This window comes from Sulfurimonas hydrogeniphila, from assembly GCF_009068765.1.
GTDB lineage: Bacteria > Campylobacterota > Campylobacteria > Campylobacterales > Sulfurimonadaceae > Sulfurimonas > Sulfurimonas hydrogeniphila.
This window is the reverse complement of sequence record NZ_CP035534.1, coordinates 495065-521758: the sequence shown is the minus strand read 5'-3', so window position 1 is coordinate 521758 and position 26694 is coordinate 495065. Positions and strand designations below refer to the sequence as shown.

Below are 26694 nucleotides of genomic sequence, written 5' to 3'. Positions count from 1 at the left end.
TCTTAAAGTTAAATTTATTGAAACTATATCCTAAAAAAATAAAAATCTTAATTTTATTGCAGTTTGTCATATAGATCTTCGGCAGTGGTATCGAAACGCTCAAGCAGTTTTTCAAGCTCTTTGATATCGAACGCTTCTATACTCTCTTGAAGTTGCAATGCATACTGCTCAAGAGGTTTTATATCATACTCTGCTGCCAGGGTACAAAGTCTTTTGCTAAAATCTTTTGTGTCAGAAAAGCTATGCGTCTGCAGTGCTTTTTTATAAAGAGTCTGTATCTCTTCTTCTATAGTTTTTCGTATCTCAGCACTGTTTTGTTTTGCTTTTTCACTGAGTTCAAATACCTCTTTATCTGGCTTATCAGGCATTTCCGCCTCATCAACTGCCAAAAATTTGCTTAATTCCACAAAAAGATCATACTTCAAAACAGGCTTTCGTAAAAAACCGTCAAAATGGGTATCTTTGTACTCCTGCTCATTTTCCATAAGCGAAGCTGTTAATGCAATAACAGGACACTTGGAGATTTTTCGCAATGCAGTTGTCACTTCATAGCCATCCATCTCAGGCATTTTTATATCCATTAAAACCAAGTCCGGCTGCTCTGTTTTACAAAGTGCTATCGCTTCCAAACCGTTTTTTGCCGTTATCACTGTAATTGCAGTGTTTTCAAAAATTTTCACTATCAAATCACGATTACTTTCAATATCATCAACAACCAGTATTTTTGCTTTTTTAAATTTTAAATTTTTTAAATTTTTTATACGAATATCATCCTGTGCATCATTCTCTGCTATTGATGCTATGCTTACATTATACAGATGCACTTTAAAGACAGTTCCTTTTTTCTCTTGGCTCTCTACAGAAATATTGCCTCCCATCATTTCACACAAACGTTTTGATATACTCAGTCCAAGTCCTGTACCGCCAAACTTGCGTGTATCCTGTCCGTCCATCTGCTCAAACTCATTAAAAATTTTTGCCAACTGCTCTTTTGGTATACCGATACCACTGTCCTCGACAGAAATCTCCAGATTTAATTTTGAGAGATGCTGATCAATATCAAATGCTCTTACGCTTAACTTTACAAAACCTTTTTGCGTAAATTTGATTGCATTTCCTATCAGGTTGAGTAAAATTTGGCGTATGCGTACTTCATCGAGTAACAGACTTTTAGGAATGTTGGTGTTTACATGTAGTACAAAATCCAAATTTTTCCTCTCCACCTCAACTGCAAAGATAGAACCCACTTCATCAGCCAATGCAAAGAGATTTGTCGGTTTTGTCTCTATAATCAGTTTTCCTGCTTCTATCTTGGAAAGGTCAAGTATGTCATTTATAAGTGTCAAAAGCGTATGACTTGCATTTTTCACAGTTTTTATATGGCTTTTTAACTTTGGATCCTGTATCTTTTCACTGAGTATATCCGAAAAGCCGATAATAGCATTAAGCGGTGTTCTGATTTCATGGCTCATATTTGAAAGAAATTCAGATTTTGCCTTTGTTGCCGCTTCGGCCTTGTCTTTTTCTATTTGCAGCCTGTGTTGTGTTTGCAAAAGTTCTTCCTGTGCTTTTTCTCTTTTTTTAATCTCTAATGCCAGTTTTCTGTTCCAATAGACAAAAACAGCAATGATAAAAACAACACCGGCCAGAAGTTTCCATAAAAGTTTATAATCAAAGCCATGTGCATATTCTACAGCTATCCAGCGTGACTCTATTCTGTGCCTGTCTTCTTCTTTTATTGCGCTGATTACTTTTTCAAAAATAGATGCGAGTGCCGGCAAATCTTTTTTTATACCCACACTGAACGAAAGAGTGTCCTGCAATTGTCCGGATATTTTCAACTGGTTTGGAAATTTTGTCTGCACTTGATAGCCAACACCTATAAGCGTGCCTATATAACCGAACAACTCTCCATTTTGCACCTTTTGCAACCCTTCCGTTATGCTTTTGACATCAATAAAATCTACTTTTGGATATTTTTGTCTGTAGCTTTCGTTAAAAGAGTAGTCTTTTACTATTGCCACCTTTTTACCTTCGAGTTGTTCCATACTGCTGATATAGGTAACATCCGGTCTTGTGGCAATTACCAAAGGGGTATGCAGATACGGCTTTGTAAAGTGCAGATATTTTTCTCTTTGCGGCGTTTTGACAACCAAAGAGAGTATTTCGCACCTCCCGTTTTGTACAAAAAGAAGCGATTCGCTCCATGTTTTTGTCCGGACAACTTTTATGGGAACAGGAATATTTTTTTGAAATTCTTTAAAATATTCGGCACTGATGCCAATATATTTTCCATCTTTGTCAAAAGCTTCAAAAGGCATCCAGTCAGGATCTATACACAGAGTAATCTGTTTGTGCTGTTGTAACCACCTTTGCTCTTTCTCACTCCATTGCAAACTCCGGGAGACTTTTGTATCTGTCTGAGAAGCCTCAAACCATTTATCTGTAATTTTTTGCCGTTCTTTATCACTGATATCCTGTAATGATTTTTCTATTATTGCAAATAATACAGGCTTGTTTTTGTCTATAGCAATAGAAACTTTTGTATCCATTCCCGGAACATTATTTACAATTTTTAAATTTGAAAGATAATCCTGCTTCATTATATAAGAAGCCACTGCAATATTGCCTATGTAGGCATCAACCTTTGAAAAAGAGAGTGCTTTGAGAGACTCTCGGTTTGAGGAGGTAAGGTAAAGATGAATATTCGGATAGTTTTTTTGCAACCATTCATGCAGATACGAGCCCCTGTTTACCGCAACCGTTTTGTTATTCAGTGCATCCATGTTTTTTATATCTTGCCGCGTAGCTTGTGTGACAATAACCAAGGGCATCTCAACATAGGGTGTTGTAAATTTTAAAAATTTTTCTCTTTTTGGTGTCTTTGCCGCACAACTCAGACCGTCAAATTTTCCTGCTTTCATATCGCGCATAACATCAGCCCAAACTTCTGATGTAACAGCAAATGTCAAACCGCTTTTTTGGCTTATGAGCTTTAAAAAATCAGCTGCAATCCCTGTATGTCTTCCCTGTTTATCTACAAATTCATACGGAGGCCAACTGTAATCTGCTCCCAAACGAACGACGGGATGCTCTTTTATCCACTCTTTTTCCTGCGAAGAAAATGTAACTCCAAAAAGAGCCGAAGTATAGAAAAATACAAAAAAAAGAAAACTAATCCTGTGCAATTGCAATGAATTCATCAAGATGTTCTTTAAAAATAGCAACCAATTCCGGATCAAAATGATCTCCACTGTGTTCTTGTATATAATTGACTGCATCATCTATACTCCAGGCATCTTTGTAGACCCTTTTATGTGTCAAAGCATCAAACACATCCGCTAAGGCTACAATACGGGCAAATATGTGAATATCTCTGCCCTGAAGCCCGCGAGGATAGCCCGCTCCGTTGTATTTTTCATGATGTTCATAAGCAATTATATCTGCCGCTTTCATCAGTTTTCTGTTTGAGATTTTCAGGTATTTATGGGCGATTTCAGTATGCGTTTTCATCACTTCAAATTCTTCTTTTGTGAGGGAACCTTTTTTGTGCAAAATATTTTCAGGGATACCCATCTTCCCAATATCATGCATAGGACTTGCATGATAAATCACATCAGCATCTCCCTCCGAAACAGCAGGATGATACTGTGCCAAAAGTCTGCTGTACTCCGCCACACGTTTTATGTGTCTGCCTGTCTCATCCGATACAGATTCAACAAGTTCTGTTAAAATAAAAATCATCTCCTTCTGATTCTCTTCAAGTTCACTGTATATACGTTTTTGTTCCTCTTTTAATTTTGTCTGCAAAGACAGGTTGTGAATTTGAAGTATTTTTTTTGCAGTATAAAGTTCAAGATGTGTTTTTGTTCGGGCCAGAAGCTCATTCGCATGAAAAGGCTTTGTAAGGTAATCCACCCCACCTACTTCAAATGCTCTGGTCATAGAGTCTATATCTGATTTTGCAGTTAAAAAGACAACAGGAATATCTACGAGTCTTGGATCGTTTTTCATCCGTCGGCATACTTCATATCCGTCTATACCAGGCATCATAATATCAAGCAGTACCAAATCAAAATTATTAAAATCCAGAAGGGCTAAAGCTTCTTCCCCGTTTTTGGCATATGAAAAGTCATATCCCTCTTCTTTGAGAATATTCATCGCTACCTGAATATTTTCTATCACATCATCCACAATCAAAACCTTATAACTCATATTCTCATTATGCCCTTCATACTGTATAATTTAAATTAATCTATTTAAACTAAAAACAAATAAAGAACCACTTAAAAGAAGATAAATATATTCAATTTGCTTTTTTTAAGCAAAACTTATGTATAATTTCGAGTTCCTTTCTCTTTGTAATGTCAGAATTGGCACTATATTCAGATCCGAAAGGGAAACAAAAGCCTAGAATTAGGCAATACCAAGAGGAGATCATACTATATGAGACACTACGAAAACCTAGTAATCGTAAAACCTACTTTTACTGCAGAAGAAATCCAGGCCAGCGTCAAAGCAGTTGAAGAAGTTATTACTTCAAACGGTGGAGAAATTGCAGCGACAAACGCTATGGGAATGAGAAAATTAGCATACCCAATTGAAAAAAACGAACGTGGTTACTACTATGTAATCTACTACTCAGTAGCACCTGCTGCAATCGCTGAAATTGAAAGACGTTTCCGTATCAACGAAGACCTTTTAAGATTTATAACGATCAAATATGATTCAAACCGTGAAATAAAAGCATGGAATGAACTTGTAAAAAAAGCAAACAAAGCACCTGAAGCTCCAAAAGCAGAAGAAGCTCCTGCAGCTGAAGCACAAACAGAAGAAGCTCCAAAAGCAGAAGAAGCAACAGAAGCTCCGGCAACAGAAGCAGCAGCTGAGTAATAGCATTCGCTATAAAATGAAGGAAAACTTATGTTCAATAAAATAATTTTAGTTGGTAACTTGACGCGTGATATCGAACTTAGATATTCTCAAGGGGGAATGGGAATTGCAAAAACTGCAATTGCTACAAGCCGTAAATTCACCAGCAATGGAGAAAAGAAAGAGGAAGTCTGTTTTGTAGATATCACATTCTTCGGAAGAAGTGCAGAAGTTGCAAACCAATACCTCAGAAAAGGAAGTAAAATCCTTGTTGAGGGAAGATTAAACTTTGAACAGTGGGTTGACCAAAACGGACAAAAAAGATCGAAACATTCTGTTATTGTAGAAACTATGCAAATGCTTGATTCCAAGGGTGACAACCAAGGCGGCGGTTATAATGCACCGGCACAAAACAGTGGATATAACGCACCTGCGCAGGGAGAACCGCAAGGGTACCAACAGCCGCCTGTGCAACAACAGCAAAGTTACCAGGCACCACAGCAGCAAAACAGTTACAATAACAATCAAGCAGCGTCTCAGAGTCGTGAAATGCCAAGCAGCAGCTCTATTCCTGAAATTGATATAGATGAAGATGAAATTCCGTTTTAGAAAAAAATAGATACAAAGGGTATACCATGTCAGAAAAAAGAAAATACAAAAAAAGATATTGTAAATACTGTGAAGCAAAAGTTGACTTCATGGATTACAAAGAAGTAGCAAGTTTACGTTTTTCATTATCAGAAAGATATAAAATTATGCCACGTCGTTTAACAGGAAACTGTAAACGTCACCAAGATATGATTACAGTAGTAATCAAACGTGCTCGTGCAGCAGCTTTAGTTCCTTATACTGTAAGCCGTAAGCAAGTTGTAACTGCACCGTTTGAAAACCTGAAATAGGTTTTCCTGGTGCTTTTGCACCACTTCATCCCTTAAACTTTCCCGACAAACACCACTTAGGAATATTTATTGCTATAGTTTATCTAAAAAAGCAGTCCTATGAAACTAACTTTATTTATTTTACTGATATTCCATAATTTTTTGCTTCATGCAAAAACATCTGATGATTTTGCACTCATTATTCATAAACCTTTTCAGTCAGCTTTGGTTGATATCACCCAAAATTATGACGGAACCTTGAGTGCTCTTGGTTTTACATATGACTTCAAAAAACAAAGTTTACATGCTGACAAAACATATAATGATCCTTTTGCATACCTGCAGAACATTTCAAATAAATACGGTGCCAAAATAGAACTTATTAAAGTGAATGACAAAGCACAAATCATACAGTCGAAAATCATTCCTCTTACACAATTTGCAAAACCGGCCTCCTTTGTAAAAACACCTGCGAATGGATATATTATAGGCGGATACACAATGGGTGGGTCACAACTCTTGGTGTTACTCGACGCTGCTTTGCATCTGAAGCGATCAGTCTCCTTTGGTACTAAAAACAATAATACAATTCATAAACTTGTTAGCTTAAAAGACGGCGGAGTATTAGCAATAGGCACCTCTTTTACTTCCAGATCAACGCAAGACAACATGTTTCAAAGCGGTTTGGGCAATGATGATGTATGCATAAGCAGGTTTGACAAAGATGCACATCTGCTGTGGACTAAAAAATACGGCACACAGTATGATGATCAGGGGATAGATGCTTCAGAAGCCGATGACGGTTCAATAATAGTTCTCAGCACAACACATACAAAAATGAAAACAGCTGTCAACATCTCAAGATTAACCCAAAACGGCGATAATATATGGCTCAAAGAGATTCCGGACAATGGTTTTAATGAACCTGTAAGTTTACTCAGACTCAAAGATCATAATTTTGTCATATCATTAGCCAAAACAGATACCATGCACAAAAAGCAAATACGCCTTGTAAAATTTGATATATATAAAAACATCTTGATTGACAGTGAAATCAGTACAACATACTCAAGCCAAATCAACGATCTCAAGGAGTTCAGTGACGGCACATTAATTGGAGTTGGCTTTGTCCGGGACAGTTTCAATACTGATGGTCTGGCGATGATAATCAGCAAAAATCTGAAACTTTTAAAACAGGAACATTACGGAGGAGAAAATTATGATGTTTTTAACAAAGCTGTCATTTTAGCAAACTCCCAGGTAGGTGTAGCCGGTATACATACAGACAAAAATTCCAATGAAAACAATATGTGGATTCTCAAACTCAACAAAGATGCTACAATTGCCCAGATTGCAAGAAACACACTGTATTTCTACACGCAGCTGCGTCAATTGTTTCAAAAAGAAATAGACACGAAAAAAGTTATCATAAAAAAAGATCTAACTATTGAATTTACTGCTAAAAATCTTTATTTTAAGGCAGGAGAATACAAACTCGGCAAACAGCAAAAAAAGTTTTTTAGAGAATTTTTTACAAAATTAGTAAATTTTTTATATACACACAGAATGCAGGTAAAAACTTTAGAGATCAATGGACATACTTCCAGCGAGTGGAAAAACAGTACCTTTTCAGGGAGATTTTTAAACAATGAAGAGCTCTCTATGAAACGCTCCTATGAAGCGTTCAAGTCACTTTTCTTGGTACAAAACCCGACAAAGCAAAAATATTTAACGCATATTTTAAAGGGGAGCGGTCTTAACTATAGAAATAGAATTATAACCAATCACACAGAGCATAAAGAAAAATCAAGAAGAGTAAGTTTAAAAATCATTTTAAACAAACACTCTCGTCATTAACCACAGGTCGGGACTTCACCGTCTGCTGCATATTTCCAGACAAAGTCATAAAGGTTTTTCACATCTTTTTCTTTCATTTTCTTAATTTTTTTCACGCCATGAGGACAAATTTTCATCCATTCTTCTTGAAGTTTTCCAGACTCTTTTAAAGAAGCCCAACCTTTACGGTCATGTTTTATCGCAAATACAGCTCCATTTTTCAGTCCGTCTTTCTTACAGATTTTCAGCTTTTTTAAATAAAACCTTTGCCCTTTGCTTGCATCAGCTGTCGCACTTGTTGTAAAAACAGACCCGGCCACTGCAGCAGCCAATAACAATGAAGTCATTTTTTTCATTTACTTTCCTTTACATCTTATAACATTGTGATATGTTACTGACATCTTCATAAATTGTAGATTAATCTATACTCTGAAACTGAGCCTTGTTTTATCCTGAATTAACTTTTTATAGAGCTTGAATTTTGCTTTTTCCAACTCTTCATCAGTATATGCAAACTCTTTTTTAATTATCCCTTGAGCAATCCCTGCCGTATCCATTGCAAAAAGTTTCAGCTCTTTTTTTGTCAGTTTTGCTTTGAGCGCCGCATAAAGTTCTTTGTCATCTTCTATCAGATCTACAGTATCAAGTCTACAAAACTCTGCAAGTTTTTCTCTAAAACTGTTGTCATTATGATATTGTCTCCACACTGTACTCTCTAGCATTGTATTTCCTTTAATATTTGTGTTAAATCTTTTGTTTGTATTATTATATTTGCTTCACGTTTTAAAATGTCTCTTGCACAAAAAGCAATCCGAGTCCCTGCATGGGCAAACATTGAAAGATCATTTGCACCGTCACCGCAAACCAATGTCTCTTCTTCGCTTACACCCAAAATATTTTGAAGTCTTACCAACATATCGCCTTTTGAGAAATTAAACATCATATCGCCGCCCACAAGTCCGGTAAGCTTTCCGTTCTTTACATGTAAAGCATTGGAAAAATCAGCATCATATCCTAAAATATCTTTTGCATAGGAAGTCGCTGTTCTGAAACCGCCGCTGAAACAGACAACTTTCATGCCTCTGTTTTTCAATTCTGCTATGGTCTCACGTGCTCCTGGCATATATGGCAGATTATGTGCTATTTTTTCAACAACTGCATAATCCAGCCCTTTTAGCAGCCCTACTCTTTGCTGTAAAGATTCAAAAAAATCAAGTCTTCCGCTCATGGCCTCTTCTGTGATGTGGGCGACCTCTTCGCCTATTCCCAATTCATCCGCAAAAAAATCAATTGTTTCACCGTCCATTAATGTAGAATCAAAGTCAAATACTGCAAGTTTTAGCATAAATTTTCTCTCTTTTGTATATAATATCGCAATTATAGCGAATTAGGATTTTTTTTGTTTGACACACTGATACATAAATTAAAAAACGACAGATATATTACTCTTGAAACTACACCCGGGCATTCGGCAACTTTTACACCGACGATAGACAAAATAGAAACACTCGGGCTTGCAGATTTAGTCGATGGATTTTCCACCACAGACAATCCTTTGGCAAAACTCAAGTACAATGCTCTTTTTGCCGCCAAACTGCTCCAAGAGAGATTTCACAAGCCTGTTATTGCAACGATGAGTATGCGCGACAGAAACAAAATTGCCCTGCAGTCTGATTTGCTCGGGGCAAACGAAGTTGACATCAGAGCCATCCTGGCACTCACGGGAGACCCTGCCACCATCTCTGACCAACCCAATACAAAAGGTGTTTTTGAAGGTGACAGCTCTTTGCTTCTGGACATCATTGCCGCTTTAAACTCCGGTATGGATTATGCAGCAAAACCTTTTAATGTTGTACCAAAACAGATACACCCCTTTGCAGTTGTCAACTCCTATGCAAAAAACCCAAAAACACTCCAAAAAAAGATGCAAAAGAAAATTAAACATGGAGCAGTAGGTATCATAACACAGCCGGTATATGATGTTGAAAATGCAAAACAGCTTTTGGAACTCAAAGAAAAAGCAAACAAAGAGTGTTGCCGTGAAAATAAAAATGCAGAACTTATTTTAGGAGTTTTTCCTATCACGAAGCTGCGCACTGCACAGTTTTTGTCATCCCATGTACCGGGGATCAACGTCCCTCCCTGCTGGATAGACAAACTCCGAGAGGCAAATACAAAAGGTGCAGAGGAGGAGTATAAAGTGGGATTTGAGCTTAGTAAAAAACTCTTTGAAGAGCTTAAGCAGCTCCATCCTAAGATTCACCTGATGACAGCGAACCAGTTTCAAATAGCCAAAGACATATTAGTATAAGGAATAAAATGATTGATTTAAAACTATTGCAAAAAGATTTTGACGGTATAAGCAAAAAACTGATGCGCAAAGGCGTTGATGCAAAGCTTTTGGAAAAAGTGAAAATAAAATTTGAAGAACTCAAAGAGGCAAAATCCCACTTTGAAACCCTTCAGGCTGCGCAAAATGCTATGAGCAAAGAGTTCGGTGTATACAAACGTGAAGGCAAAGATGTCTCAGAGCTGAAGAAAAAAGTCGATGAAAATAAAATCCGTATTGCTGATGCTTTGGAAGTGCAACGCCTTCGTCAAGAAGAACTCGAAGCGCTTGCAATGGCTATACCCAATATACCTGATGATGATGTGCCAGACGGCGAAGATGAAGATGACAATGTCGAAATCAAAAAAGTGCTCACACCAAGGGAATTTTCATTTACCCCAAAAGAGCACTGGGAACTGGCAGAACAAAACGGCTGGATAGACTTTGAACGCGGTGTCAAACTGGCAACTTCGCGCTTTTCTGTCAGCTTTGGCATGGGTGCAAGACTGGAACGCGCACTTATAAACTTTATGCTTGACTTTAACCGTGAACGCGGATTTGAAGAGGTCAGCGTTCCTGCACTTGTCAACAGAAAAGCCCTTGAAGGAACAGGACAGCTTCCAAAATTTGAAGATGACTTATACAAAGTAGAGGATCCTGAGCTTTTCCTCATTCCTACAGCCGAGGTTCCTCTTACAAATCTCTATCAGGATGAGATACTCACAACAGAGGAACTGCCAAAAACAATGACTGCCTATACTTCATGTTTTCGAAAAGAAGCCGGAGCTGCAGGACGGGACACAAGAGGCATGATACGCCAGCATCAGTTTCATAAAGTAGAACTTGTAAGCATTTCTACACCGGGTGAAAGCGATATAATTTTTGAGAATATGGTCACATGTGCCTCTGATTTACTCACTGCTTTGGAATTACCGCACAGACTGGTAACTCTGTGTACAGGAGATTTGGGTTTTTCCGCGGCTAAAACAATCGATCTTGAAGTATGGCTGCCCGGGCAAAACAAATACCGTGAAATTTCTTCTGTAAGCAATACAAGAGACTTTCAGGCAAGACGTGCCAAAATCCGTTTTAAAAACGGGAAAAAGAATGAACTCGTACATACCCTCAACGGTTCTTCTCTTGCCGTTGGCCGCACACTTGTAGCCATTATGGAAAACTTTCAAAATGAAGACGGAAGTATAAATATTCCTGAAGTTTTGCATCCTTATCTAGGGATGTAAATACTTTACAAAAAAGAATTGTTCACATTCCTTGCATTTAAATTTTTTTTAAGATATACTTCCAACAAGAAAAGATGATTCTAGTTACATCTTTAGATTGCTTTATATTGATAACTTCTTTGTTTCCAGTACATTCACCTAAAAGAAAAACTTTATATTAGATTTTTATCATCAAAGAAATTTGGTGTACTCAAACAAACAAGGATTTACAATGGCAACATTACAAAATGGAACAGTTAAATGGTTCAACAGCGACAAAGGTTTCGGATTTATCGAAGTAGAAGATGGCGGCAAAGATGTATTTGTACATTATCGTCAAATTAATGACAACGGACACTCTCGTGTTTCACTTGACGAAGGTCAAAAAGTAACTTTTGAAGTCGGTCAGGGTGACAAAGGTCCACAAGCAGAAAACGTTACAGGTCTGTAACATCTTCACAGCGGGCAGTTTATCAAAACTGTCTGCTCTTTTTAACATCCACTTTAGACTCAAATATCGCGGAATAGAGCAGTTCGGTAGCTCGTCGGGCTCATAACCCGAAGGTCGCAAGTTCAAATCTTGCTTCCGCAACCAAATCACAAAAATTACAACACTTATGTAGCCAGTTAATTTTACCAAGGATACGCAGTAGTGAATATAGAAATCATAACAGCAAGAAATGAACATTTACAAGAAAATACCATCTTACATGCTATAGCATCCCTTGGATATACTGCTGAAGTTCATGAATGCCACACCATACAAGACCTACACCAGACAGTACAAAGAAAACCTCACTTGGCTATCCTTACTCTTAACCATATTGTCACTGAAGACGGAGAAAAAATTTGGCTCTGTGAATTTTTCAAAAAAAACAATATCAACTTTACCGGTTCAGATAAAAAAGCTTTGCTCTTTGATGCAGATACAGAACTGGCAAAATCCTATCTTAAAGAAAAAGGTATCAGTACATCAAGATATTTTATTGCCGATGCAGAAAAATATTTGCGTGATTACGACATACCTATTAATTATCCCCTGGTTGTTAAACCTGCCCGTTCCCTGCAATGTCAAGAAGAAAACAAATGTTTTACTGTCAATAGTTTCAGCGAATTTGAAAAAAGCGTTGCTTCTCTTTCTAATAAATATAATGTTCCTGTTTTGATTGAAGAGTATCTCGATGGAGAAGACTATCTTGTATCCATCATAAAAACAAAAGAAGATGCTATGCTGATCTCCTCTGCAAAGGTTTTACGATCAAACAACGGAAATAAAAAAATTCTGGAAAATATTGAAGACCAAACAATCAAAGAGAGTGTTGAAAATCTTGCAATAGATGCCTATATTGATCTTGGTATCAGAGATTTCGGGCAAATCAGTATAAGAACAAACCAAAGCGGTCAGTGTTTTTTTATGCGGACAAATCTCAATCCTGATATTACTGACAAAAACAGCTCCTTTATTGAAACTTTTGCAGCAGGACTTAACCTTGATTATGATGCAATCATTAAGCATATTCTGCAGGAGTGCAGTAAAAGAGATTAATTAAGAACTGCAATTATATTAAAATTATTTATAATTATTAAGTTTCTTTGCAATAAAATAGTAGCATATCCTTTAAGGAGGACGCTATGAAAAAAAGACTCTCAAAATATTTCAACATTTATGTCATCATTGCTTTAATTGGCGGATTTTCCTTTTTATATCTTGTATCTTTTGCCTTTGTTCTCAATGATGTAGCAACAGGATCAAGTTTACAAATGAAAAAAGCAAAAATAGAAAAACAAAGACAAATTTGTCTCAAAGACCCAACACAATGCTAAAAGAGGCGAAAGAGTTTTATTTACTCTTTCGTGTTTGAATAACGCACCACAAATATAAAAAGACTCAGTACTGCAACCATGATACCTACCCCTGCTATCAGATAAAATGCATGTATCATTTGTTCATAATCACTCAAAGCGATTTTAAATAGAGGATTTGCTGTTAAATGATAGGTTATGCAAGAAGTCTAATGAATATTGTTTTTTGTATATTGAAATAATTTCTTTCATAATCTACCTCGCTTCGTACATTACATGTATACATCAAATCAGGTAGTTACTGCTATAATACTCCTTAAATATAAGATATAATGATATTGTTTGAGAGATCAGAGCATTGGTACTTTTTTTGCTTATTCAATACAAAAGATGCAATATTTAACAGGGTAGTCAATGGCTGATGCACAAGAAGAGATAATAATCATAGAAGACAGCGATGCAGTATTGCATTCGCATGAGCAAACTGACGAATTTCTTGATGAAAATGATGAAGAATCCAAACAGAAAAAAATCATTCTTTTTGGAGGAATTGCTGTTATTGTTGTGTTGCTTATTGCTGTTACCGCACTCTTGCTGATAAAAAAATCCTCTACAAAAAAAGTTGACAATTTCAGTCTCCTGGAAAACAAGCTTGAAAAAGCAAAAGCTCCCGTTATAGAACAGAGTAAACTTGAAAATATGATTGCCAAAGCAAATTATCTCTATGCAACAGGCGCAAAAGAAAAAGCTCTGGCTCTGTATGAAAATATTGCCTACTATTCGCAGGCCATCTCACAATACAATCTTGGTGTTGCCCAAATGAAAAACAAGCAGTATGCACTGGCGTTGAAAACATTTCAAAATGCGATACTCAATGATGAGAAAAGATGTGTAAGCGCTATAAATGCGGCAGTATGTTCATTACATGTAAAGGATCAATCCAGTTTTAAATACTACATCGACCTGGCTTATGCCTATTTGCCATATGAGATCAATTCGCCTTTGTACTCATATTACTATACCCTTATAAGCTATTATAACAAAAACTATCTTGGTGCTTTAAATGCTCTCAAAAATACAGATCATCCTGCATATCCGGTTATACAAAATCATTTAAGCGCGAAAATCAATGCTTTGTATAACAATAACTATGATGCAATTGATGCTTTGGAAAAAATAAATGAAGAGGTAGATGATTTCAGCCTGGCTCTGCTGTATGCGCGGATAGGTGACTTTAATCTTGCAATTGACCATCTTAACACTGCTATCACAAAAAACAATCAGCCACTCAGGGCAAAACTGGCACGCAGTTACATAAACCTTAAAGCAGGACATACAAAAAAAGCGGCATCACAACTCAAAAAAGTTACAGATGAATATCCGCAAAAAATTTATAAGATTTATCCTGTAAGTGTCAAACTCAAAGATGCTTTATTTGACCCCCAAAAAGCTCAAACCCTCTACAGGAAAAAAATTCAGAATTCAAAATTTCTTAATTTTCAGAAAATATTTTATTTTTCACCCTATAAAATTTTTAATGCAAACCAGACAATCAGCTACATTAGAAAAGGAAATGCAAATATATATATTGACAATATCCAATCTGCCCAGCAATATCTGAAAAAAAGCTATTCTGCATCAAATGTTGATATAGGCATAACAAAAGCCATTAAAAAGGCTCTTTCTTTAAAAATTCGAGAGGCAAACCAGGATTTGCAGCAACTTGTTAAAATACAGCCCAAACACTCTATTTTACACTATAATTTAGCCTTGACCTATGCACAAATGGGAGATATGCTCCAGGCAAACAAACACTTTTTACGTTCCTATCACTTAGATGCCAAAAACTATCTTTCCGGTGTTTATGCTGTCATGACCAGCAAACTTATAAATAAAGATTACACAAAACTGGAATCTATTTTGAAAGATTCCCTCTCCGGCGAAAACAGCAGTGAAGAGATTGACTTGTACAATACTCTTTTACATATCAACGACAATGACTATCTCTCAGCAATTGAATGGCTTGACAAAGACTACAAACAAAGACCTTTGTATCTTATGCTCAAGGTACTTATTGGAATGAAAACAAAAAATTTGGACAGAGCAAAATCTGCTGCATCCAAACTCACAGTCATCTTTCCTCATGATATCCTGCCGCATATGATCTATATAGATACGCATTTTACTGGGTATAGCATACCAAAATACGCAGAAGAGGTCTTGAAATACTTAAACACTCAGCAATTCACCTATACTGATTTATATTACGGCCCTTTCATTACAAGATACACATATATACAGGAACATTTAATCACCGGAAGGCTTTACTACCTACAAGAGCAGCTAAAGTATGTTTTACAGACAAAAGATACTGATATACAGGACATAGAAAGTGCTTTGGCTTTGACACTCCTGTATAATAAAAACTTTGAAGAAGCCTATACCCATTACAATCATTTAATTGACGAGTTGAAAGTACAGGATGCTTATACACTCTATTTGGGAGCTGTTGCATCAACTGCGGCCAAACATCATGCCAATGCAATAGCATTGCTTGAGTTGTCAAAAATGAAAAATGAAAATTTTTATGAAGCCAGATATGCACTCGCCCTTTTGTATATGGAGATCAAGAACAATGAAGGAGCAGCCATTCAACTGCAAAAAATAGATGATGACAGCTTCGAATCAGAATATTTTGAATTTAATATCGATACAGACAAACTCTTGTTTATGAAAGAGCATCCCAATGGATAATAAACTGCTTTCTAAGTAAAATAACCGATTAGAGAGTGAACTGCCTGGACTTCATTGTTTACTTTAGTGTCCAGTCTGAAATTCTTTGGAAGATACAGTTCGGTAACACTGTTCGTTGCAAACCCGTATCTTGTCCCTTTGTGCAAGGTTTCTCTGACTGGGATTTCTATAGCAATCGGCGCAAAACTCTGCTTGAGTCTATGGAGAACTTTTATTTTATTGTTATGGGTATCTACAAACAAAAGTTCTGCACGTTCATTTAAATCATAAAAGAGCTTTGATTTTTTTGATGTTCTTGCCCCCCTTGTGGTTTTGACATTCTCAAGATGTCCGCTTAAGGGGATCCGCAATATACCGACATTTCTGTAATCTGATTCTATAACTATTCTGTAGGCATACTCACCGCTTTCAAGTGTATCTATAGATTTTACAGTGCCGTCAACAGGAGAGACTACGGCTTTGTCATCCAAAAAAGTATTCTCTCTTTCCGGATTTCTGAAACTGTACATAAAAAACAGTGCAAGAACAAAAGCAGAAAATGAAAAAAACTCTAAATCCAAAAGCCAAAATACCAGGGCGGCAAACAAGGTATAAAGAATATATTTATACCCGTTTTTGCTTATAATAAAAAGGTTATTTTTCATCACTTTTTCCGTCACTGTTCTCGGTGTCTGTCATGGTGGCATCTGCTTTTAGCTCTTCTTCAATGCTCTCGCTGTTTTCTACAACTTTAGACTCTATGCCATTTTCTTTTTCAAAATTTATAATAATTTCTCTGACTTCGTCCCCTGTAATATTCTCTTTTTTATAAAGCAGTGCAACCATTGCTTCAATCGCCCCACTGTACTCTTTTAAGCGGTTGACAACGGCTTTATAGTGATCATCCAATGACTTTTTGATGTATTCATCCATCTCCTCTGCCATTCTTTCACTGTACTCACGTGTCGCCTGTTGCGGACCGCCCAAAAATGACTGACGGGATTTTTCAAGCACCATAAGTCCTGCAATATCACTCATACCATATGTTTGAACCATTGATTTTATAATGTCTGTGGCACGTTCCAGGTCATTGCCCGCACCTGTAGAAATTTCACCGATAAATACTTCTTCGGCAGCACGCCCGCCAAGCAGAGTATCTACTTCTGCCCACAGTTCATGCATCTGCATCATATATTTGTTTTCTTCAGGCTTGTTCAGTGTATAACCAAGTGCTGCCAAACCACGAGGCACTATAGAGACTTTGGAAACTTTTTTTGCTCCGTCTGTTGTCTCTGCCATCAAAGCATGTCCGCTTTCATGGTAAGCAACAATTTTTTTCTCTTTAGGATTGATACGGCGAGATTTTTTAGCAAGTCCTGCCAAGGCACGTTCAACGGCTTCATACATATCTTTTTGTTTCACTGTTTTTTGACTTTTTCTTCCCGCAAGCAGTGCTGCTTCATTGACTATGTTTGCCAGGTCTGCTCCCGCGAGTCCCGCTGTCAAACGGGCCAACTCTTCCAAATCCACATCTTTGTCTATTTTGACATTCTTTACATGTACTTTCAAAATTTTGACACGCCCTTCAAAATCCGGTTTGTCAACAAGCACCTGTCTGTCAAAACGGCCCGGACGCAACAGTGCCTGATCAAGAATTTCCGGTCTGTTGGTTGCAGCTAAAATTATGACAGGCGTATCTGTTCCAAAACCGTCCATCTCTGCCAAAAGCTGATTGAGTGTCTGTTCCCGTTCATCATTTCCGCCCATAACACCGCCGGCTGCACGGCTTTTACCGATAGCATCTATCTCATCTATAAATATAATACTCGGCGCATCTTTTTTAGCCTGTTCAAACAGATCTCTTACACGCGCAGCACCTACACCGACAAACATCTCTATAAAACTCGAACCGCTGACCGAGAAAAAAGGGACTTCCGCTTCTCCGGCAACAGCCTTTGCAAGCAGTGTTTTACCGGTTCCGGGACTTCCGACCAGCAAAACACCTTTTGGAATTTTTGCACCGATTTCCACATAACGACCGGGATATTTCAAGAAATCTACAATCTCCTGCACCTCTTCTTTCGCTTCTTCCACACCGGCTACATCATCAAACTTTGTATCCGGTTTTTCCGAATTGATCAACTTTTTGGAATTTCCCATTCCAAGCAGTCCGCCACCCATACTTTTTTGCATACGGCCGGCAAAAAACATCCAAATGGCAATGATAATCAAAAATGGGAACAGCCAGCCAAACATCTCGGTAAACCAGTTTGTTTCACTGAAGCCCGTATAGTCGATTTTTTCTTTGTCCAAAAGCTTTATAAGTTCATTATCCCCTTTGACAACTCTTGTTGTGTAGATTTTTGAACCGTCTGTTGATATAGCCCTGATATATGTCTGGCCTATTTCAACTTTTTTTACTGCTTTTGATTTCACAAGCGCTTTGAACTCTGAATAGTCAACCGGCTTAATTCTTGTTGTTGATGTTCCCATCACAGAACTGTTGCCGGCACCTTCGCCAACCATTACTTTAAACAACAAAATCACTACAACCGAAAATATTGCAAATGTTATCAGTGGATTTTGATTAAAAAAGTTGTTATTGTTGTTTTTGTTTTCGTTATCTGCCATTTTTATTTTTTCTCTCTTTTTAAAACTAATGTAACCCATTCGTCCTGGGCTATTCTTTGTGTTATTTTACAGTCTTTATAAGCATTGAGAACTTTTTCTTCATACTTATTCAGTATACCTGATAAAATCAAGATTCCGTCCTCTGCCATTGCTTTTTTCAGATCATTTGCAATAAAAGTCAACACATCTGCAACTATGTTTGCCACGACTATAGTGTACTTTTCATCCAAATTTGAAGCAGAACCTTCCCATATGGAGTGAAACTCCAAATTATTCAATTTTGCATTTTTTATAGAATTTTCGACCGATACAGGGTCCGTGTCACAAGCATCCACGACAGCTCCAAGCTTCATAGCTGCAATTCCCAGTATACCGCTGCCGCAGCCTACATCCAAAACTCTGTCATTCTTTTTCACATGTTGAGAAATTGCGCGCAAAGAAGAAGCAGTTGTCGGATGATGCCCTGTACCAAAAGCAAGCGCCGGATCTATTACTATGTTTATCAGGTTTGGATGATTGTCATTCCATGTAGGATGGATGTAAAATTTATCTATAACAAGGGGTTCTATACTGTTTTTATAAGATTCTACCCAGTCATTGTTTTGGAGTTTTTTTTGTGTACACTCTACGTCTACAGATTTGCCGAGTGCTTTTTGTAAGGCCTCTGCAAACTGCTCAATCCCCCACATTATAGTGTCGAGTTCTTCTTCACTTCTTATAATGAATCCGTTGTCTGTCTCTTCAAACCCGATCGGTAAAGTATCTGCCAAAAAATCTGCAAAGAGTTCATGATGTGAAGAGACTTTCACTACTAATTCGTAGTAATGCTCTTGCATTACTCAGATACACCCATCACGGCAGCAAGTTTTTCTTTTAAAACCTGAGGCGTAAACGGTTTTACAATATAATTGTTTACTCCGGCTTTAAGTGCTGTAATAACCTCTGCTTTTCCACCTTCAGTCGTAACCATAATGATAGGTGTATCTTTAAAGCGCTCATCCGCACGAACTTTTTTGACAAGCTCAAGCCCGTTCATCTCAGGCATATTCCAGTCTGTGATCAGCATATCAATATCAGGATTTGCGTCCATTTGCGCCCAGCCTTCAACACCGTCTGCACCTTCAAGTACATCTTTATAACCAAGTCGAGCCAATGTATTTTTTATAATACGACGCATTGTAGAACTATCATCAACAACAAGTAATTTCAATTGAAATCCTTTACATAATATTTTGCATAATTTATATCTAATAATAGCAAAATTCTGTTTGTTTTGCTATTAATTTACCAATTTAAACATTTTGGCTAAATCCAACCTGCCCTCATAATAAGCTTTTCCTATGATAACACCATCCACTTCACCCGTGGCTATCAAAGCTTTTATATCCTCTTCATCTTTCACACCGCCGCTTGCAATTGTGCTTATTTTACCGGCTCTTGCGATATCAAGTGTAAAATCTACATTGACGCCGCTGAGTGTACCGTCTTTGCCGACATCTGTGCATATTATCGCCTCTACACCGGCATTTGCAAACTCTTTTGCCAGATCAGTCGCACGCATGGTACTGACTTCGCCCCAGCCTTCGACTGCCACATATCCGTCTATGGCATCTATGCCTACTGCGATGGGATATTTTGCCGCCATATCTCTTACAAACTGAGGATCTTTTACCGCAATAGAACCTAAAATAATCCTGTCAATTCCGATATCCAACATCTTTTGAATCGTTGCTTCATCACGAATACCACCGCCAAGTTCAAGTTTTACATCTGAGTTTTGACGAATTTTGATGATTTGTTCAAGATTTTTAGGCTCTCCCGCAAATGCACCGTTTAAATCAACCAGATGCACCCACTCCGCACCCATTTCTTCAAATTTTTTCACTAATTCATAAGGCTCGTTTGAGTAGATTTTCGCACTCTCCATCAAACCTTTTGTCAAACGAACTGCTTTGCCGTCTTTTAAATCTATTGCCGGATATAATGTCATATTTCTCTCTTCCTTTTCTCTTACAGTTGTATAAAATTTTCTAAAATTTTCAAACCGTTTTTATGGCTTTTTTCAGGATGGGGCTGTATTCCCATTATATTACCGTGAGCAACGGCAGAAGTAAATTTATAGCCATAATATGTTTCTCCGATAATGTCATTGGCATCTTTACATGCAACATGGTATGTATGTACAAAATACAGATAATGCTCATCATCCAGTCCTGCAAACAGAGGATGCTCTTTTGTAAACATTCTGTTCCAGCCCATATGCGGAACCTTCAAAGGTTCATTGAATTTTTTCGTATCAAACTTTACAACACTGCCTTTTATAAGCCCGAGCCCTTCATGTTTGCCAAACTCTTCGGAATTTTCAAACAAAAGCTGCATTCCGAGACAAATTCCAAGCATCGGTTTGTCACTCTTTGCAAATTCCTTTATGGACTCTACCATATTCCGTTCATGCAAATGCTGCATCGCATCACCAAAAGCACCGACACCGGGCAATATCAGCTTGTCATACTCTTTAAATTTATCAGGATTACTCTCAACTACTGTCTCTTGTCCAAGCTTGGCAAACGCATTTTTCACACTTGCCAAATTTCCCATGTTATAATCAATTATTGCTATCATTATTCATCTATCTTTAATTTTGTAAATTTGATATATATTGCCAAAGAGACTATCAGTATACCTACACCCGCAATAATATACATAGAATAGATCAGCTTGTTTGGATCTGTAATTGCAAACTTGAATACAAGCATTAATGCTTCAATGGAAAGTGCAATAATGATAGAACCCAAAAAGCGGACCATCGTTTTGTGCGGGCCTGCTATGTCATGTTCTTTATAGCGTCCTAATATCTCCTCTTCAATAAGGGTTTTGGAAAGATCAAAAATTGCCAAAGAGAGTGTAAGCAAAATTGTTGCTTCAAAAACATCTTTAATCTGAAAATGACCTATTGAAATTCCATATTCAAAAAAACTCTCTATCCCTTTTACGAAAAGCAAAAGTGCTATAGCCACCAAAGCAAATGCAAAAGCACCATAAGTCCACTTGAAAAATTCTCCAAAGAATATATCCATTTTATTGAGATGTGCAATTTTCAACACTTCTTCAAGCGGCATATCAATACATGCCACATACCTGAGCGAACCGTTTTCATCAAATATAGGCGCTGATGCCGTTACAGTCAAATCACCTGTAATGAGTGACGGATACGGATCGGTAATCGTACATCTGCCTTCTCTGACTGCACGATAGTAGTACGCACGGTCAGCACGAATCTTTCCTATATCATCATCTATCCGATCATCTTTTGTAAAAGTCGGACTTACCTGTACACCCTTGTGGTCAAGAAGGTACACTCCCTCACAGTTTTCAAGATCTGCTTTTATTTTAAGCAGTCTCGGCATAATCATATCTTCACTTAAAGAAGGAAGTCTATTGGGAATATTCTTTGAAAAAAGGTAACAAAAATATGCTCTGGCTTTTGTTCTGCCTTCGGCAAAATGTTGAATATCTATAGGAACCATACAAGTCACTCCTTCTTAATTTATTTGAATTATATCAAAGATTTACTATTATTGGTATAATGTCATTGATGAAAAAAGATATTAAAAATATTGCTATTGTCAGACTCTCCGCACTCGGAGATATAATCAACAGTGCAGTTGTATTGCAGTTTATCAAAAAAGAGTATCCTGATGTAAAAATAGACTGGATAAGTGAAGAGATTTTTTCAGATATTTTACAAAACAACAAACACCTGCATACAGTTCACACTGTCAATCTAAAAAAACTCAAAAAGACAAAAAGCTTTTCCTTGCTACAAAAAACATTCGCTGAGCTCTCTATGCTGCCCGATTATGATATTATAATAGATATGCAAGGACTTTTAAAGTCAGCAGCAGTTGCCAGAATCATAGGGAAGAATACCCATGGTTTTGATAAAAATTCAATACGTGAATCTTTGGCCGCACTTTTTTATAAAACGACCTCCTCTGTCCCGTATGAAGAAAATGTTATAAAGCGCAACTGCTTTGTTGTTGCTGACGCTCTCGGATTTGAGATTACGGATGCTATGATTTTAAACAAAGAACCCGTTTTTTCACAAACAAAAGAATTTTCACTGCAACGCAAGAAAAAAAACATTGCCTTTGTGATAGGCGCTTCCTGGCCTTCAAAAATTTATCCAAAAGAGTCTGTTGCCGACATTTGCAATAGACTCCAGGAGCAGTGTTACATTATTTGGGGCAATGCATCTGAAAAAGAAGAGGCACAATGGATATGCACACATTCGGCAAATGCGGTACTGGCCCCAAAACTCACGCTGGGAGAACTTGTATCTTTTATATCGAGCATGGATCTGCTTATAGGGAATGACACCGGTCCGACACATCTGGCATGGGCGCAAAATATTCCCTCCATTACACTTTTGGGTCCGACTACCACGAGAATGATTTACGAAACGCCAAAAAATATAGCACTCAAATCACCCTCAAAGGTAAATATTCTTAAAATTAATAAAAATGACTTCTCCATCAAAGAAATTTCTCCACAACAAGTCATACAAAAAGCAAAGGAGCTGTTAACCAATGGGCTATAATTTCCTCCTCGTCATTGAACATATTTTAATGCTAGTGCCGCATAAAGCACGCAAAGCATTTTTTACCTTTTTAGCCTTTATCGGCTACAAATCAGCAAAAAAATACCGTCGTATCGTCAAACAAAACCTCAACTATGCCTTTGACAACAGTATGAGTGACGAAGAAATTGACACCATCACACGCTACAGCTTTAAAAACCTGCTCTATAACTTTTTACACCTTATGGAAATGCGCCATTTGAGCAAAGAAGAAATTGCCAAGAGAATTACAGTAATAAATAAAAAAGAAATTGAGAGAATTCACAAAGAAGGCCGTGCCGTTATTTATGTGACTCCCCATTACTGTGCCTGGGAACTTGGTGCGGCAGGACTTGCTTTACATGTAGAACCCATTGCTCCTGTATACAAAAAGCTCAAAAACAGAATCTATGAAAAATGGCTGCTCGATGCAAGAGCAAGATTTGGCAACACCAATCTTGAGAAAACAAATGTTGTCAAACCTCTTATACGCCTTATAAAACAGGGAAAAGCCAGCGGGATTTTAATAGATACCAATATCAATGAGAAAGAGGGTGTTATGGTGAATTTTTTAGGCAAACCGCTGCGTATGACGGCAACACCTGCTTATTTGGCACGCAAATTCAATGCCGCCATAGTGCCCGTACACATAAGAACTGATGATGAAGAAAACTACACAATAATTATAGCTAATGAGACAAAAGTTGATAAAACAGAGAATGAAAAAGAAGATATACAAAAAGCAACACAGCTCCAAGCCGACTGGCTCACTTCCATCATCAAAAAAGAGCCAAAGTTTTGGTTTTGGCTCCATCGTCGATGGAAAAACGACAAACCCGAAATTTATACCTGATTTTTCGTTTCACACTCTTGCGTTCTGGCTTCAAAAAGTTTTAAAATTGCAAGAAAAAAAGCTGTTATTGCAGGCCCTAAAATCATTCCCCAAAATCCGAAAGTTGTCAGCCCTGCAATAATTGCAAAGAAAATAACAAGTTCGTTGAGCTGTGCATCACTCTCTTTGAGCAGTCGATTGTTTATCTCCTTAATTATCAAAGGCTTCACAAAAGTATCTGCTATAATGGAAATCACAATAATTGAATAGAGTGCTATAAAAACAGCATTTGCATTATGTCCTACCGAAAATTCATAAATCATAAACGGAAGCCACATTAAAATTCCTCCTATAACAGGAAGTAAAGAAGCAAATCCGTACATAATGCCAAAGAGCAGGCCGTTATAGCCCATAAAAGAGACTACTATACCAAAGAGTGCACCTTCAAACATTGCCGTAGCGATGATGGAATAAAAAACAACACTCATAACAGCGGAGAGTTCCCGTGCAAGTAAAGTACTGTCTTCAACAGACATCTGGACAACACGTTTGAGAAACTCTACAATTGTAGAACCGTTATACAAAGCAAAAAAGTAAAAAACAATGACCAAAAAAGCATTTTTTACAAAACCTGCACTGAATGTTCCAATTTTTGCAGCTACATGTAAAGCATTTGTAGTCAAACTGTTGATATCTATTCCTTTTAAAGAATCTGCAAGATAAGGTTTTAAAAAGAGCAGAAATTTCGGTGGATTGGTAATCAGCCCGTTTATATAGAGTTCTATATTTTGCAAACTGCTCGGCTCCAAATTGTTCAGCTTGATTGTGAGTGTTGCCAAAAAGTAACCAAGCGGTGCAAAAAAGAGCATGGCAAGCAGCAGACTTGATACAAATGCCGCCAACAAACGAGAGGAAAACAACTCTTCAAAATAGTTATTGATCGTAGCCGTAGAAATTGCCAATAAAGCGGCAATAGTCATCACAAGCAAAAAAGGTTCATACAGAAGATACATCCAGTACAAAGATGTAGCAAACAAAACAGCTATAAAATATTGTGATTTCATCTAAAAAAGTGTCCCGTCTTCATTTACACATGACATATTTAAGACATCGTAGGTTGCGGGTGTTGCCCGTCTGCCCTTTGCTGTCCGTTCCAAATAACCGTTTGCAAGCAGATACGGTTCCAAAACATCTTCTACCGTTCCCTCATCTTCACTCAAGGCTGCCGCGATCGTGCTCAGCCCCATTGCACGTCCTTTGGCACTTGCTAAAAGCGTCAGCAGACGCAGATCCATTTCATCAAAACCGTGTGAATTGATGCCCAGTTCATCCAATGCATATCGGGTACGCTGATGATTTATATTTTTTTCATCGGCAACTTCCGCAAAATCTCTCACGCGACGCAACAGACGCAGGGCAATACGTGGTGTTCCACGACTTCTTTTTGCAATCTCCAGAGCCGCTTCATGAATGATTTGGCATTCGAGCTTATTCGATGCCTGCACAATGATTTTTGCCAGTTCTTCCTGATTGTAAAAATTCATGCGAAAACTCATACCAAACCTGTCTCTTAATGGATTTGAAAGCATTCCCGCCCGTGTTGTCGCTCCTATAAGCGTAAATCGAGGCAAATCAATCTTGACCGTCTGTGCAGCAGGACCACTGCCGATGATAATATCTATTCTATAGTCTTCCATAGAAGAGTATAGGATTTCTTCAACGGCAGGAGAGAGCCTGTGTATTTCATCGATAAAGAGAATGTCCCCCTCTTCCAGGTTTGTCAGAATTGCTGCCAAATCACCGCTTTTTTCTATCATCGGTGCGGCTGTCACTTTAATATTCGCATTCATTTCATTGGCGATAATCAAGGCTAAAGTTGTTTTACCAAGTCCCGGAGGTCCGTAGAACAAAACATGATCAAGTGCTTCATCTCTTTTTTTTGAAGCTTCTATAAAAACAGCAAGATTCTTTTTAATCTGTTCCTGCCCTATATATTCACTCCAGGCATCAGGACGTAATGTAACTTCGCTGCTCTCTTCTTCAAGAGAAAAAGTTTCAATATCTACAACTCTTTCCATTAGTATATATGTTCCTCTGTCGGAAATTTACGGTTCACAACCTCATCCGCATACTCTTGCAAAGCTTTCTTAACCAGAGTAGCCCCCTCAAGATATTTTTTTACAAATTTTGGAGTAAATTCTTCAAAAAATCCCAACATATCAGAAAATACCAAAACCTGGCCGTCTACATCAGCACCTGCACCTATTCCTATAACCGGTATCGTCACACTCTGTGCGACCTCTTTTGCAACCTCGGCTTTTGTTCCTTCTATCACCATACAAAAGGCACCTGCTTCTTCAACTGCCTTGGCATCTTTGAGGAGCTGTTCTCTTTCATCAGCACTTTTCCCTTTGACTTTGTATCCGCCTTCACTTCTTACCGACTGTGGCAAAAGTCCTATATGTCCACATACTGCAATGCCGTTATCTGTCAAATGTTGAATAATCTCTGCTTTGTCTGTTCCGCCTTCTATCTTCACACAGTCTGCCGGTGTCTTTTGAAAAACTTTTATAGCATTATGTAAAGCATCTTCTTTACATGTATAGGTTCCAAAAGGCATATCGCAAATCACAAAACTGTTTGGTGCCCCTTTACAAACGGCATTTGTGTGATAAATCATTTGTTCCAATGTGGTACTGATTGTATCATTGCGGCCTGCAAAGCTCATATTTAAACTGTCACCAACCAAAATCATATCTGCACTTGGTTCGAGCAGTTTTGCAAAGAGTGCGTCATAGGCCGTTATCATTACCAAAGGCTTTTCACCCTTTCTTTTTTTTATAGCTGTTATCGTTAATTTTTTACTCATTTTAAAACTCTTTATTATATTATATAGATGTATTTTAGCCAAAAATTGCTATAATCTGAACTATACAGGAGAA

The 26694-nt window shown here is 37.6% G+C and carries 27 protein-coding genes and 1 tRNA gene; 13 read left to right on the top strand and 15 right to left on the bottom strand.

What is annotated here, in order from left to right:
* Window positions 1-53 precede the first annotated feature (53 nt).
* On the bottom strand, window positions 54-3203 hold the full coding sequence (locus ETP70_RS02770) for a transporter substrate-binding domain-containing protein (protein WP_188110033.1): 3150 nt from the start codon (window positions 3201-3203) through the stop codon (window positions 54-56).
* Entirely contained in the window at window positions 3175-4215 is a 1041-nt protein-coding gene (locus ETP70_RS02765; protein WP_151899744.1) for an HD domain-containing phosphohydrolase, read from the bottom strand. The genes ETP70_RS02770 and ETP70_RS02765 overlap by 29 nt, the downstream gene beginning before the upstream one ends.
* Window positions 4216-4446: 231 nt before the next feature.
* Here ETP70_RS02765 and rpsF point away from each other — a divergent pair, with 231 nt between their 5' ends.
* From rpsF to ETP70_RS02745, 4 genes are all read left to right on the top strand, one after another.
* Window positions 4447-4893, top strand: coding sequence for a 30S ribosomal protein S6 (rpsF, locus tag ETP70_RS02760; RefSeq protein ID WP_151899743.1), 447 nt, complete (start codon window positions 4447-4449; stop codon window positions 4891-4893).
* Window positions 4894-4923: 30 nt separating this feature from the next.
* The gene (locus ETP70_RS02755) at window positions 4924-5481 is read left to right on the top strand and encodes a single-stranded DNA-binding protein (RefSeq protein WP_151899742.1); all 558 of its coding nucleotides are present in this window, start codon (window positions 4924-4926) and stop codon (window positions 5479-5481) included.
* Between the two features lie 26 nt (window positions 5482-5507).
* On the top strand, window positions 5508-5771 hold the full coding sequence (gene rpsR, locus ETP70_RS02750) for a 30S ribosomal protein S18 (protein ID WP_151899741.1): 264 nt from the start codon (window positions 5508-5510) through the stop codon (window positions 5769-5771).
* A gap of 99 nt (window positions 5772-5870) precedes the next feature.
* Window positions 5871-7607, top strand: a complete 1737-nt coding sequence (locus tag ETP70_RS02745) for a hypothetical protein (RefSeq protein WP_151899740.1) — start codon at window positions 5871-5873, stop codon at window positions 7605-7607.
* On the opposite strand, the gene ETP70_RS02740 is transcribed toward ETP70_RS02745, so the two are convergent.
* The 3 genes from ETP70_RS02740 to serB form a co-directional block, all read right to left on the bottom strand.
* Window positions 7604-7942 (bottom strand): cytochrome C, encoded by a 339-nt coding sequence (locus ETP70_RS02740; RefSeq protein ID WP_151899739.1) that lies wholly within the window; start codon window positions 7940-7942, stop codon window positions 7604-7606. The genes ETP70_RS02745 and ETP70_RS02740 overlap by 4 nt on opposite strands.
* Before the next feature lie 66 nt (window positions 7943-8008).
* The gene (locus tag ETP70_RS02735) at window positions 8009-8308 is read right to left on the bottom strand and encodes a hypothetical protein (RefSeq protein ID WP_151899738.1); all 300 of its coding nucleotides are present in this window, start codon (window positions 8306-8308) and stop codon (window positions 8009-8011) included.
* Window positions 8302-8931 (bottom strand): phosphoserine phosphatase SerB, encoded by a 630-nt coding sequence (gene serB, locus ETP70_RS02730; RefSeq protein ID WP_151899737.1) that lies wholly within the window; start codon window positions 8929-8931, stop codon window positions 8302-8304. Before serB ends, ETP70_RS02735 begins: the two co-directional genes overlap by 7 nt.
* A gap of 54 nt (window positions 8932-8985) precedes the next feature.
* On the opposite strand from serB, the gene ETP70_RS02725 reads away from it, so the two are divergent.
* From ETP70_RS02725 to ETP70_RS02695, 7 genes are all read left to right on the top strand, one after another.
* Window positions 8986-9897 carry a methylenetetrahydrofolate reductase gene (locus ETP70_RS02725; RefSeq protein ID WP_151899736.1) on the top strand — a complete coding sequence of 304 codons (912 nt, stop codon included), beginning with the start codon at window positions 8986-8988 and terminating at the stop codon, window positions 9895-9897.
* Window positions 9898-9905: 8 nt separating this feature from the next.
* The gene (gene serS / locus ETP70_RS02720) at window positions 9906-11156 is read left to right on the top strand and encodes a serine--tRNA ligase (RefSeq protein WP_151899735.1); all 1251 of its coding nucleotides are present in this window, start codon (window positions 9906-9908) and stop codon (window positions 11154-11156) included.
* A gap of 211 nt (window positions 11157-11367) precedes the next feature.
* The gene (locus tag ETP70_RS02715) at window positions 11368-11586 is read left to right on the top strand and encodes a cold-shock protein (RefSeq protein ID WP_151901482.1); all 219 of its coding nucleotides are present in this window, start codon (window positions 11368-11370) and stop codon (window positions 11584-11586) included.
* A 67-nt stretch (window positions 11587-11653) separates the two neighbouring features.
* Window positions 11654-11730: transfer RNA gene (locus tag ETP70_RS02710), tRNA-Met, on the top strand.
* A gap of 57 nt (window positions 11731-11787) precedes the next feature.
* Window positions 11788-12681: a D-alanine--D-alanine ligase family protein gene (locus tag ETP70_RS02705; RefSeq protein WP_151899734.1), complete on the top strand. Its 894-nt coding sequence runs from the start codon at window positions 11788-11790 to the stop codon at window positions 12679-12681.
* Between the two features lie 86 nt (window positions 12682-12767).
* Window positions 12768-12959, top strand: coding sequence for a hypothetical protein (locus ETP70_RS02700; RefSeq protein ID WP_151899733.1), 192 nt, complete (start codon window positions 12768-12770; stop codon window positions 12957-12959).
* A 393-nt stretch (window positions 12960-13352) separates the two neighbouring features.
* Window positions 13353-15692, top strand: a complete 2340-nt coding sequence (locus ETP70_RS02695) for a tetratricopeptide repeat protein (RefSeq protein WP_151899732.1) — start codon at window positions 13353-13355, stop codon at window positions 15690-15692.
* Between the two features lie 11 nt (window positions 15693-15703).
* Here the strand turns inward: ETP70_RS02695 and ETP70_RS02690 are convergent, their stop codons facing one another.
* From ETP70_RS02690 to ETP70_RS02660, 7 genes are all read right to left on the bottom strand, one after another.
* Window positions 15704-16336: a phosphatidylserine decarboxylase gene (locus ETP70_RS02690; protein WP_151899731.1), complete on the bottom strand. Its 633-nt coding sequence runs from the start codon at window positions 16334-16336 to the stop codon at window positions 15704-15706.
* Complete coding sequence (gene ftsH / locus ETP70_RS02685) at window positions 16326-18302, bottom strand: ATP-dependent zinc metalloprotease FtsH (protein ID WP_151899730.1); 1977 nt, start codon at window positions 18300-18302, stop codon at window positions 16326-16328. The genes ETP70_RS02690 and ftsH overlap by 11 nt, the downstream gene beginning before the upstream one ends.
* A 2-nt stretch (window positions 18303-18304) precedes the next feature.
* The gene (locus ETP70_RS02680; RefSeq protein WP_230973297.1) at window positions 18305-19111 is read right to left on the bottom strand and encodes a 50S ribosomal protein L11 methyltransferase; all 807 of its coding nucleotides are present in this window, start codon (window positions 19109-19111) and stop codon (window positions 18305-18307) included.
* 26 nt (window positions 19112-19137) lie between these two features.
* Window positions 19138-19512, bottom strand: a complete 375-nt coding sequence (locus ETP70_RS02675; protein WP_151899728.1) for a chemotaxis response regulator CheY — start codon at window positions 19510-19512, stop codon at window positions 19138-19140.
* A gap of 69 nt (window positions 19513-19581) precedes the next feature.
* The gene (gene hisA / locus ETP70_RS02670) at window positions 19582-20292 is read right to left on the bottom strand and encodes a 1-(5-phosphoribosyl)-5-[(5-phosphoribosylamino)methylideneamino]imidazole-4-carboxamide isomerase (RefSeq protein ID WP_151899727.1); all 711 of its coding nucleotides are present in this window, start codon (window positions 20290-20292) and stop codon (window positions 19582-19584) included.
* 20 nt (window positions 20293-20312) lie between these two features.
* On the bottom strand, window positions 20313-20924 hold the full coding sequence (gene hisH, locus ETP70_RS02665; RefSeq protein WP_151899726.1) for an imidazole glycerol phosphate synthase subunit HisH: 612 nt from the start codon (window positions 20922-20924) through the stop codon (window positions 20313-20315).
* Window positions 20924-21829 carry a PDC sensor domain-containing protein gene (locus tag ETP70_RS02660; RefSeq protein WP_151899725.1) on the bottom strand — a complete coding sequence of 302 codons (906 nt, stop codon included), beginning with the start codon at window positions 21827-21829 and terminating at the stop codon, window positions 20924-20926. The genes hisH and ETP70_RS02660 overlap by 1 nt, the downstream gene beginning before the upstream one ends.
* 68 nt (window positions 21830-21897) lie before the next feature.
* On the opposite strand from ETP70_RS02660, the gene waaC reads away from it, so the two are divergent.
* Together waaC and ETP70_RS02650 are read left to right on the top strand one after the other, a co-directional pair.
* Window positions 21898-22902: a lipopolysaccharide heptosyltransferase I gene (gene waaC, locus ETP70_RS02655; RefSeq protein WP_151899724.1), complete on the top strand. Its 1005-nt coding sequence runs from the start codon at window positions 21898-21900 to the stop codon at window positions 22900-22902.
* On the top strand, window positions 22892-23773 hold the full coding sequence (locus ETP70_RS02650; RefSeq protein WP_151899723.1) for a lipid A biosynthesis lauroyl acyltransferase: 882 nt from the start codon (window positions 22892-22894) through the stop codon (window positions 23771-23773). Before waaC ends, ETP70_RS02650 begins: the two co-directional genes overlap by 11 nt.
* Here the strand turns inward: ETP70_RS02650 and ETP70_RS02645 are convergent.
* The 3 genes from ETP70_RS02645 to panB are packed head-to-tail and all read right to left on the bottom strand — an operon-like array spanning window position 23764 to window position 26621.
* Window positions 23764-24816, bottom strand: coding sequence for an AI-2E family transporter (locus ETP70_RS02645; RefSeq protein WP_151899722.1), 1053 nt, complete (start codon window positions 24814-24816; stop codon window positions 23764-23766). The genes ETP70_RS02650 and ETP70_RS02645 overlap by 10 nt on opposite strands.
* The gene (gene ruvB / locus ETP70_RS02640) at window positions 24817-25830 is read right to left on the bottom strand and encodes a Holliday junction branch migration DNA helicase RuvB (RefSeq protein WP_151899721.1); all 1014 of its coding nucleotides are present in this window, start codon (window positions 25828-25830) and stop codon (window positions 24817-24819) included.
* Window positions 25830-26621, bottom strand: a complete 792-nt coding sequence (gene panB, locus ETP70_RS02635; protein ID WP_151899720.1) for a 3-methyl-2-oxobutanoate hydroxymethyltransferase — start codon at window positions 26619-26621, stop codon at window positions 25830-25832. Before panB ends, ruvB begins: the two co-directional genes overlap by 1 nt.
* Window positions 26622-26694 lie beyond the last annotated feature (73 nt).

Bases quoted from the DNA above. Each gene is read 5' to 3' on its own strand.
- ETP70_RS02650 (WP_151899723.1), top strand. From the start codon at position 22,892: ATGGGCTATAATTTCCTCCTCGTCATTGAACATATTTTAATGCTAGTG.
- rpsF (WP_151899743.1), top strand. From the start codon at position 4,447: ATGAGACACTACGAAAACCTAGTAATCGTAAAACCTACTTTTACTGCA.
- ETP70_RS02660 (WP_151899725.1), bottom strand. From the start codon at position 21,829: ATGGTTCCTATAGATATTCAACATTTTGCCGAAGGCAGAACAAAAGCC.
- serB (WP_151899737.1), bottom strand. From the start codon at position 8,931: ATGCTAAAACTTGCAGTATTTGACTTTGATTCTACATTAATGGACGGT.
- hisH (WP_151899726.1), bottom strand. From the start codon at position 20,924: ATGATAGCAATAATTGATTATAACATGGGAAATTTGGCAAGTGTGAAA.
- ETP70_RS02695 (WP_151899732.1), top strand. From the start codon at position 13,353: ATGGCTGATGCACAAGAAGAGATAATAATCATAGAAGACAGCGATGCA.
- ruvB (WP_151899721.1), bottom strand. From the start codon at position 25,830: ATGGAAAGAGTTGTAGATATTGAAACTTTTTCTCTTGAAGAAGAGAGC.
- ETP70_RS02740 (WP_151899739.1), bottom strand. From the start codon at position 7,942: ATGAAAAAAATGACTTCATTGTTATTGGCTGCTGCAGTGGCCGGGTCT.
- ETP70_RS02770 (WP_188110033.1), bottom strand. From the start codon at position 3,203: ATGAATTCATTGCAATTGCACAGGATTAGTTTTCTTTTTTTTGTATTT.
- ETP70_RS02755 (WP_151899742.1), top strand. From the start codon at position 4,924: ATGTTCAATAAAATAATTTTAGTTGGTAACTTGACGCGTGATATCGAA.
- rpsR (WP_151899741.1), top strand. From the start codon at position 5,508: ATGTCAGAAAAAAGAAAATACAAAAAAAGATATTGTAAATACTGTGAA.
- hisA (WP_151899727.1), bottom strand. From the start codon at position 20,292: ATGACATTATATCCGGCAATAGATTTAAAAGACGGCAAAGCAGTTCGT.
- waaC (WP_151899724.1), top strand. From the start codon at position 21,898: ATGAAAAAAGATATTAAAAATATTGCTATTGTCAGACTCTCCGCACTC.
- ETP70_RS02715 (WP_151901482.1), top strand. From the start codon at position 11,368: ATGGCAACATTACAAAATGGAACAGTTAAATGGTTCAACAGCGACAAA.
- ETP70_RS02690 (WP_151899731.1), bottom strand. From the start codon at position 16,336: ATGAAAAATAACCTTTTTATTATAAGCAAAAACGGGTATAAATATATT.
- serS (WP_151899735.1), top strand. From the start codon at position 9,906: ATGATTGATTTAAAACTATTGCAAAAAGATTTTGACGGTATAAGCAAA.
- ETP70_RS02745 (WP_151899740.1), top strand. From the start codon at position 5,871: ATGAAACTAACTTTATTTATTTTACTGATATTCCATAATTTTTTGCTT.
- ETP70_RS02645 (WP_151899722.1), bottom strand. From the start codon at position 24,816: ATGAAATCACAATATTTTATAGCTGTTTTGTTTGCTACATCTTTGTAC.
- ftsH (WP_151899730.1), bottom strand. From the start codon at position 18,302: ATGGCAGATAACGAAAACAAAAACAACAATAACAACTTTTTTAATCAA.
- panB (WP_151899720.1), bottom strand. From the start codon at position 26,621: ATGAGTAAAAAATTAACGATAACAGCTATAAAAAAAAGAAAGGGTGAA.
- ETP70_RS02765 (WP_151899744.1), bottom strand. From the start codon at position 4,215: ATGAGTTATAAGGTTTTGATTGTGGATGATGTGATAGAAAATATTCAG.
- ETP70_RS02735 (WP_151899738.1), bottom strand. From the start codon at position 8,308: ATGCTAGAGAGTACAGTGTGGAGACAATATCATAATGACAACAGTTTT.
- ETP70_RS02700 (WP_151899733.1), top strand. From the start codon at position 12,768: ATGAAAAAAAGACTCTCAAAATATTTCAACATTTATGTCATCATTGCT.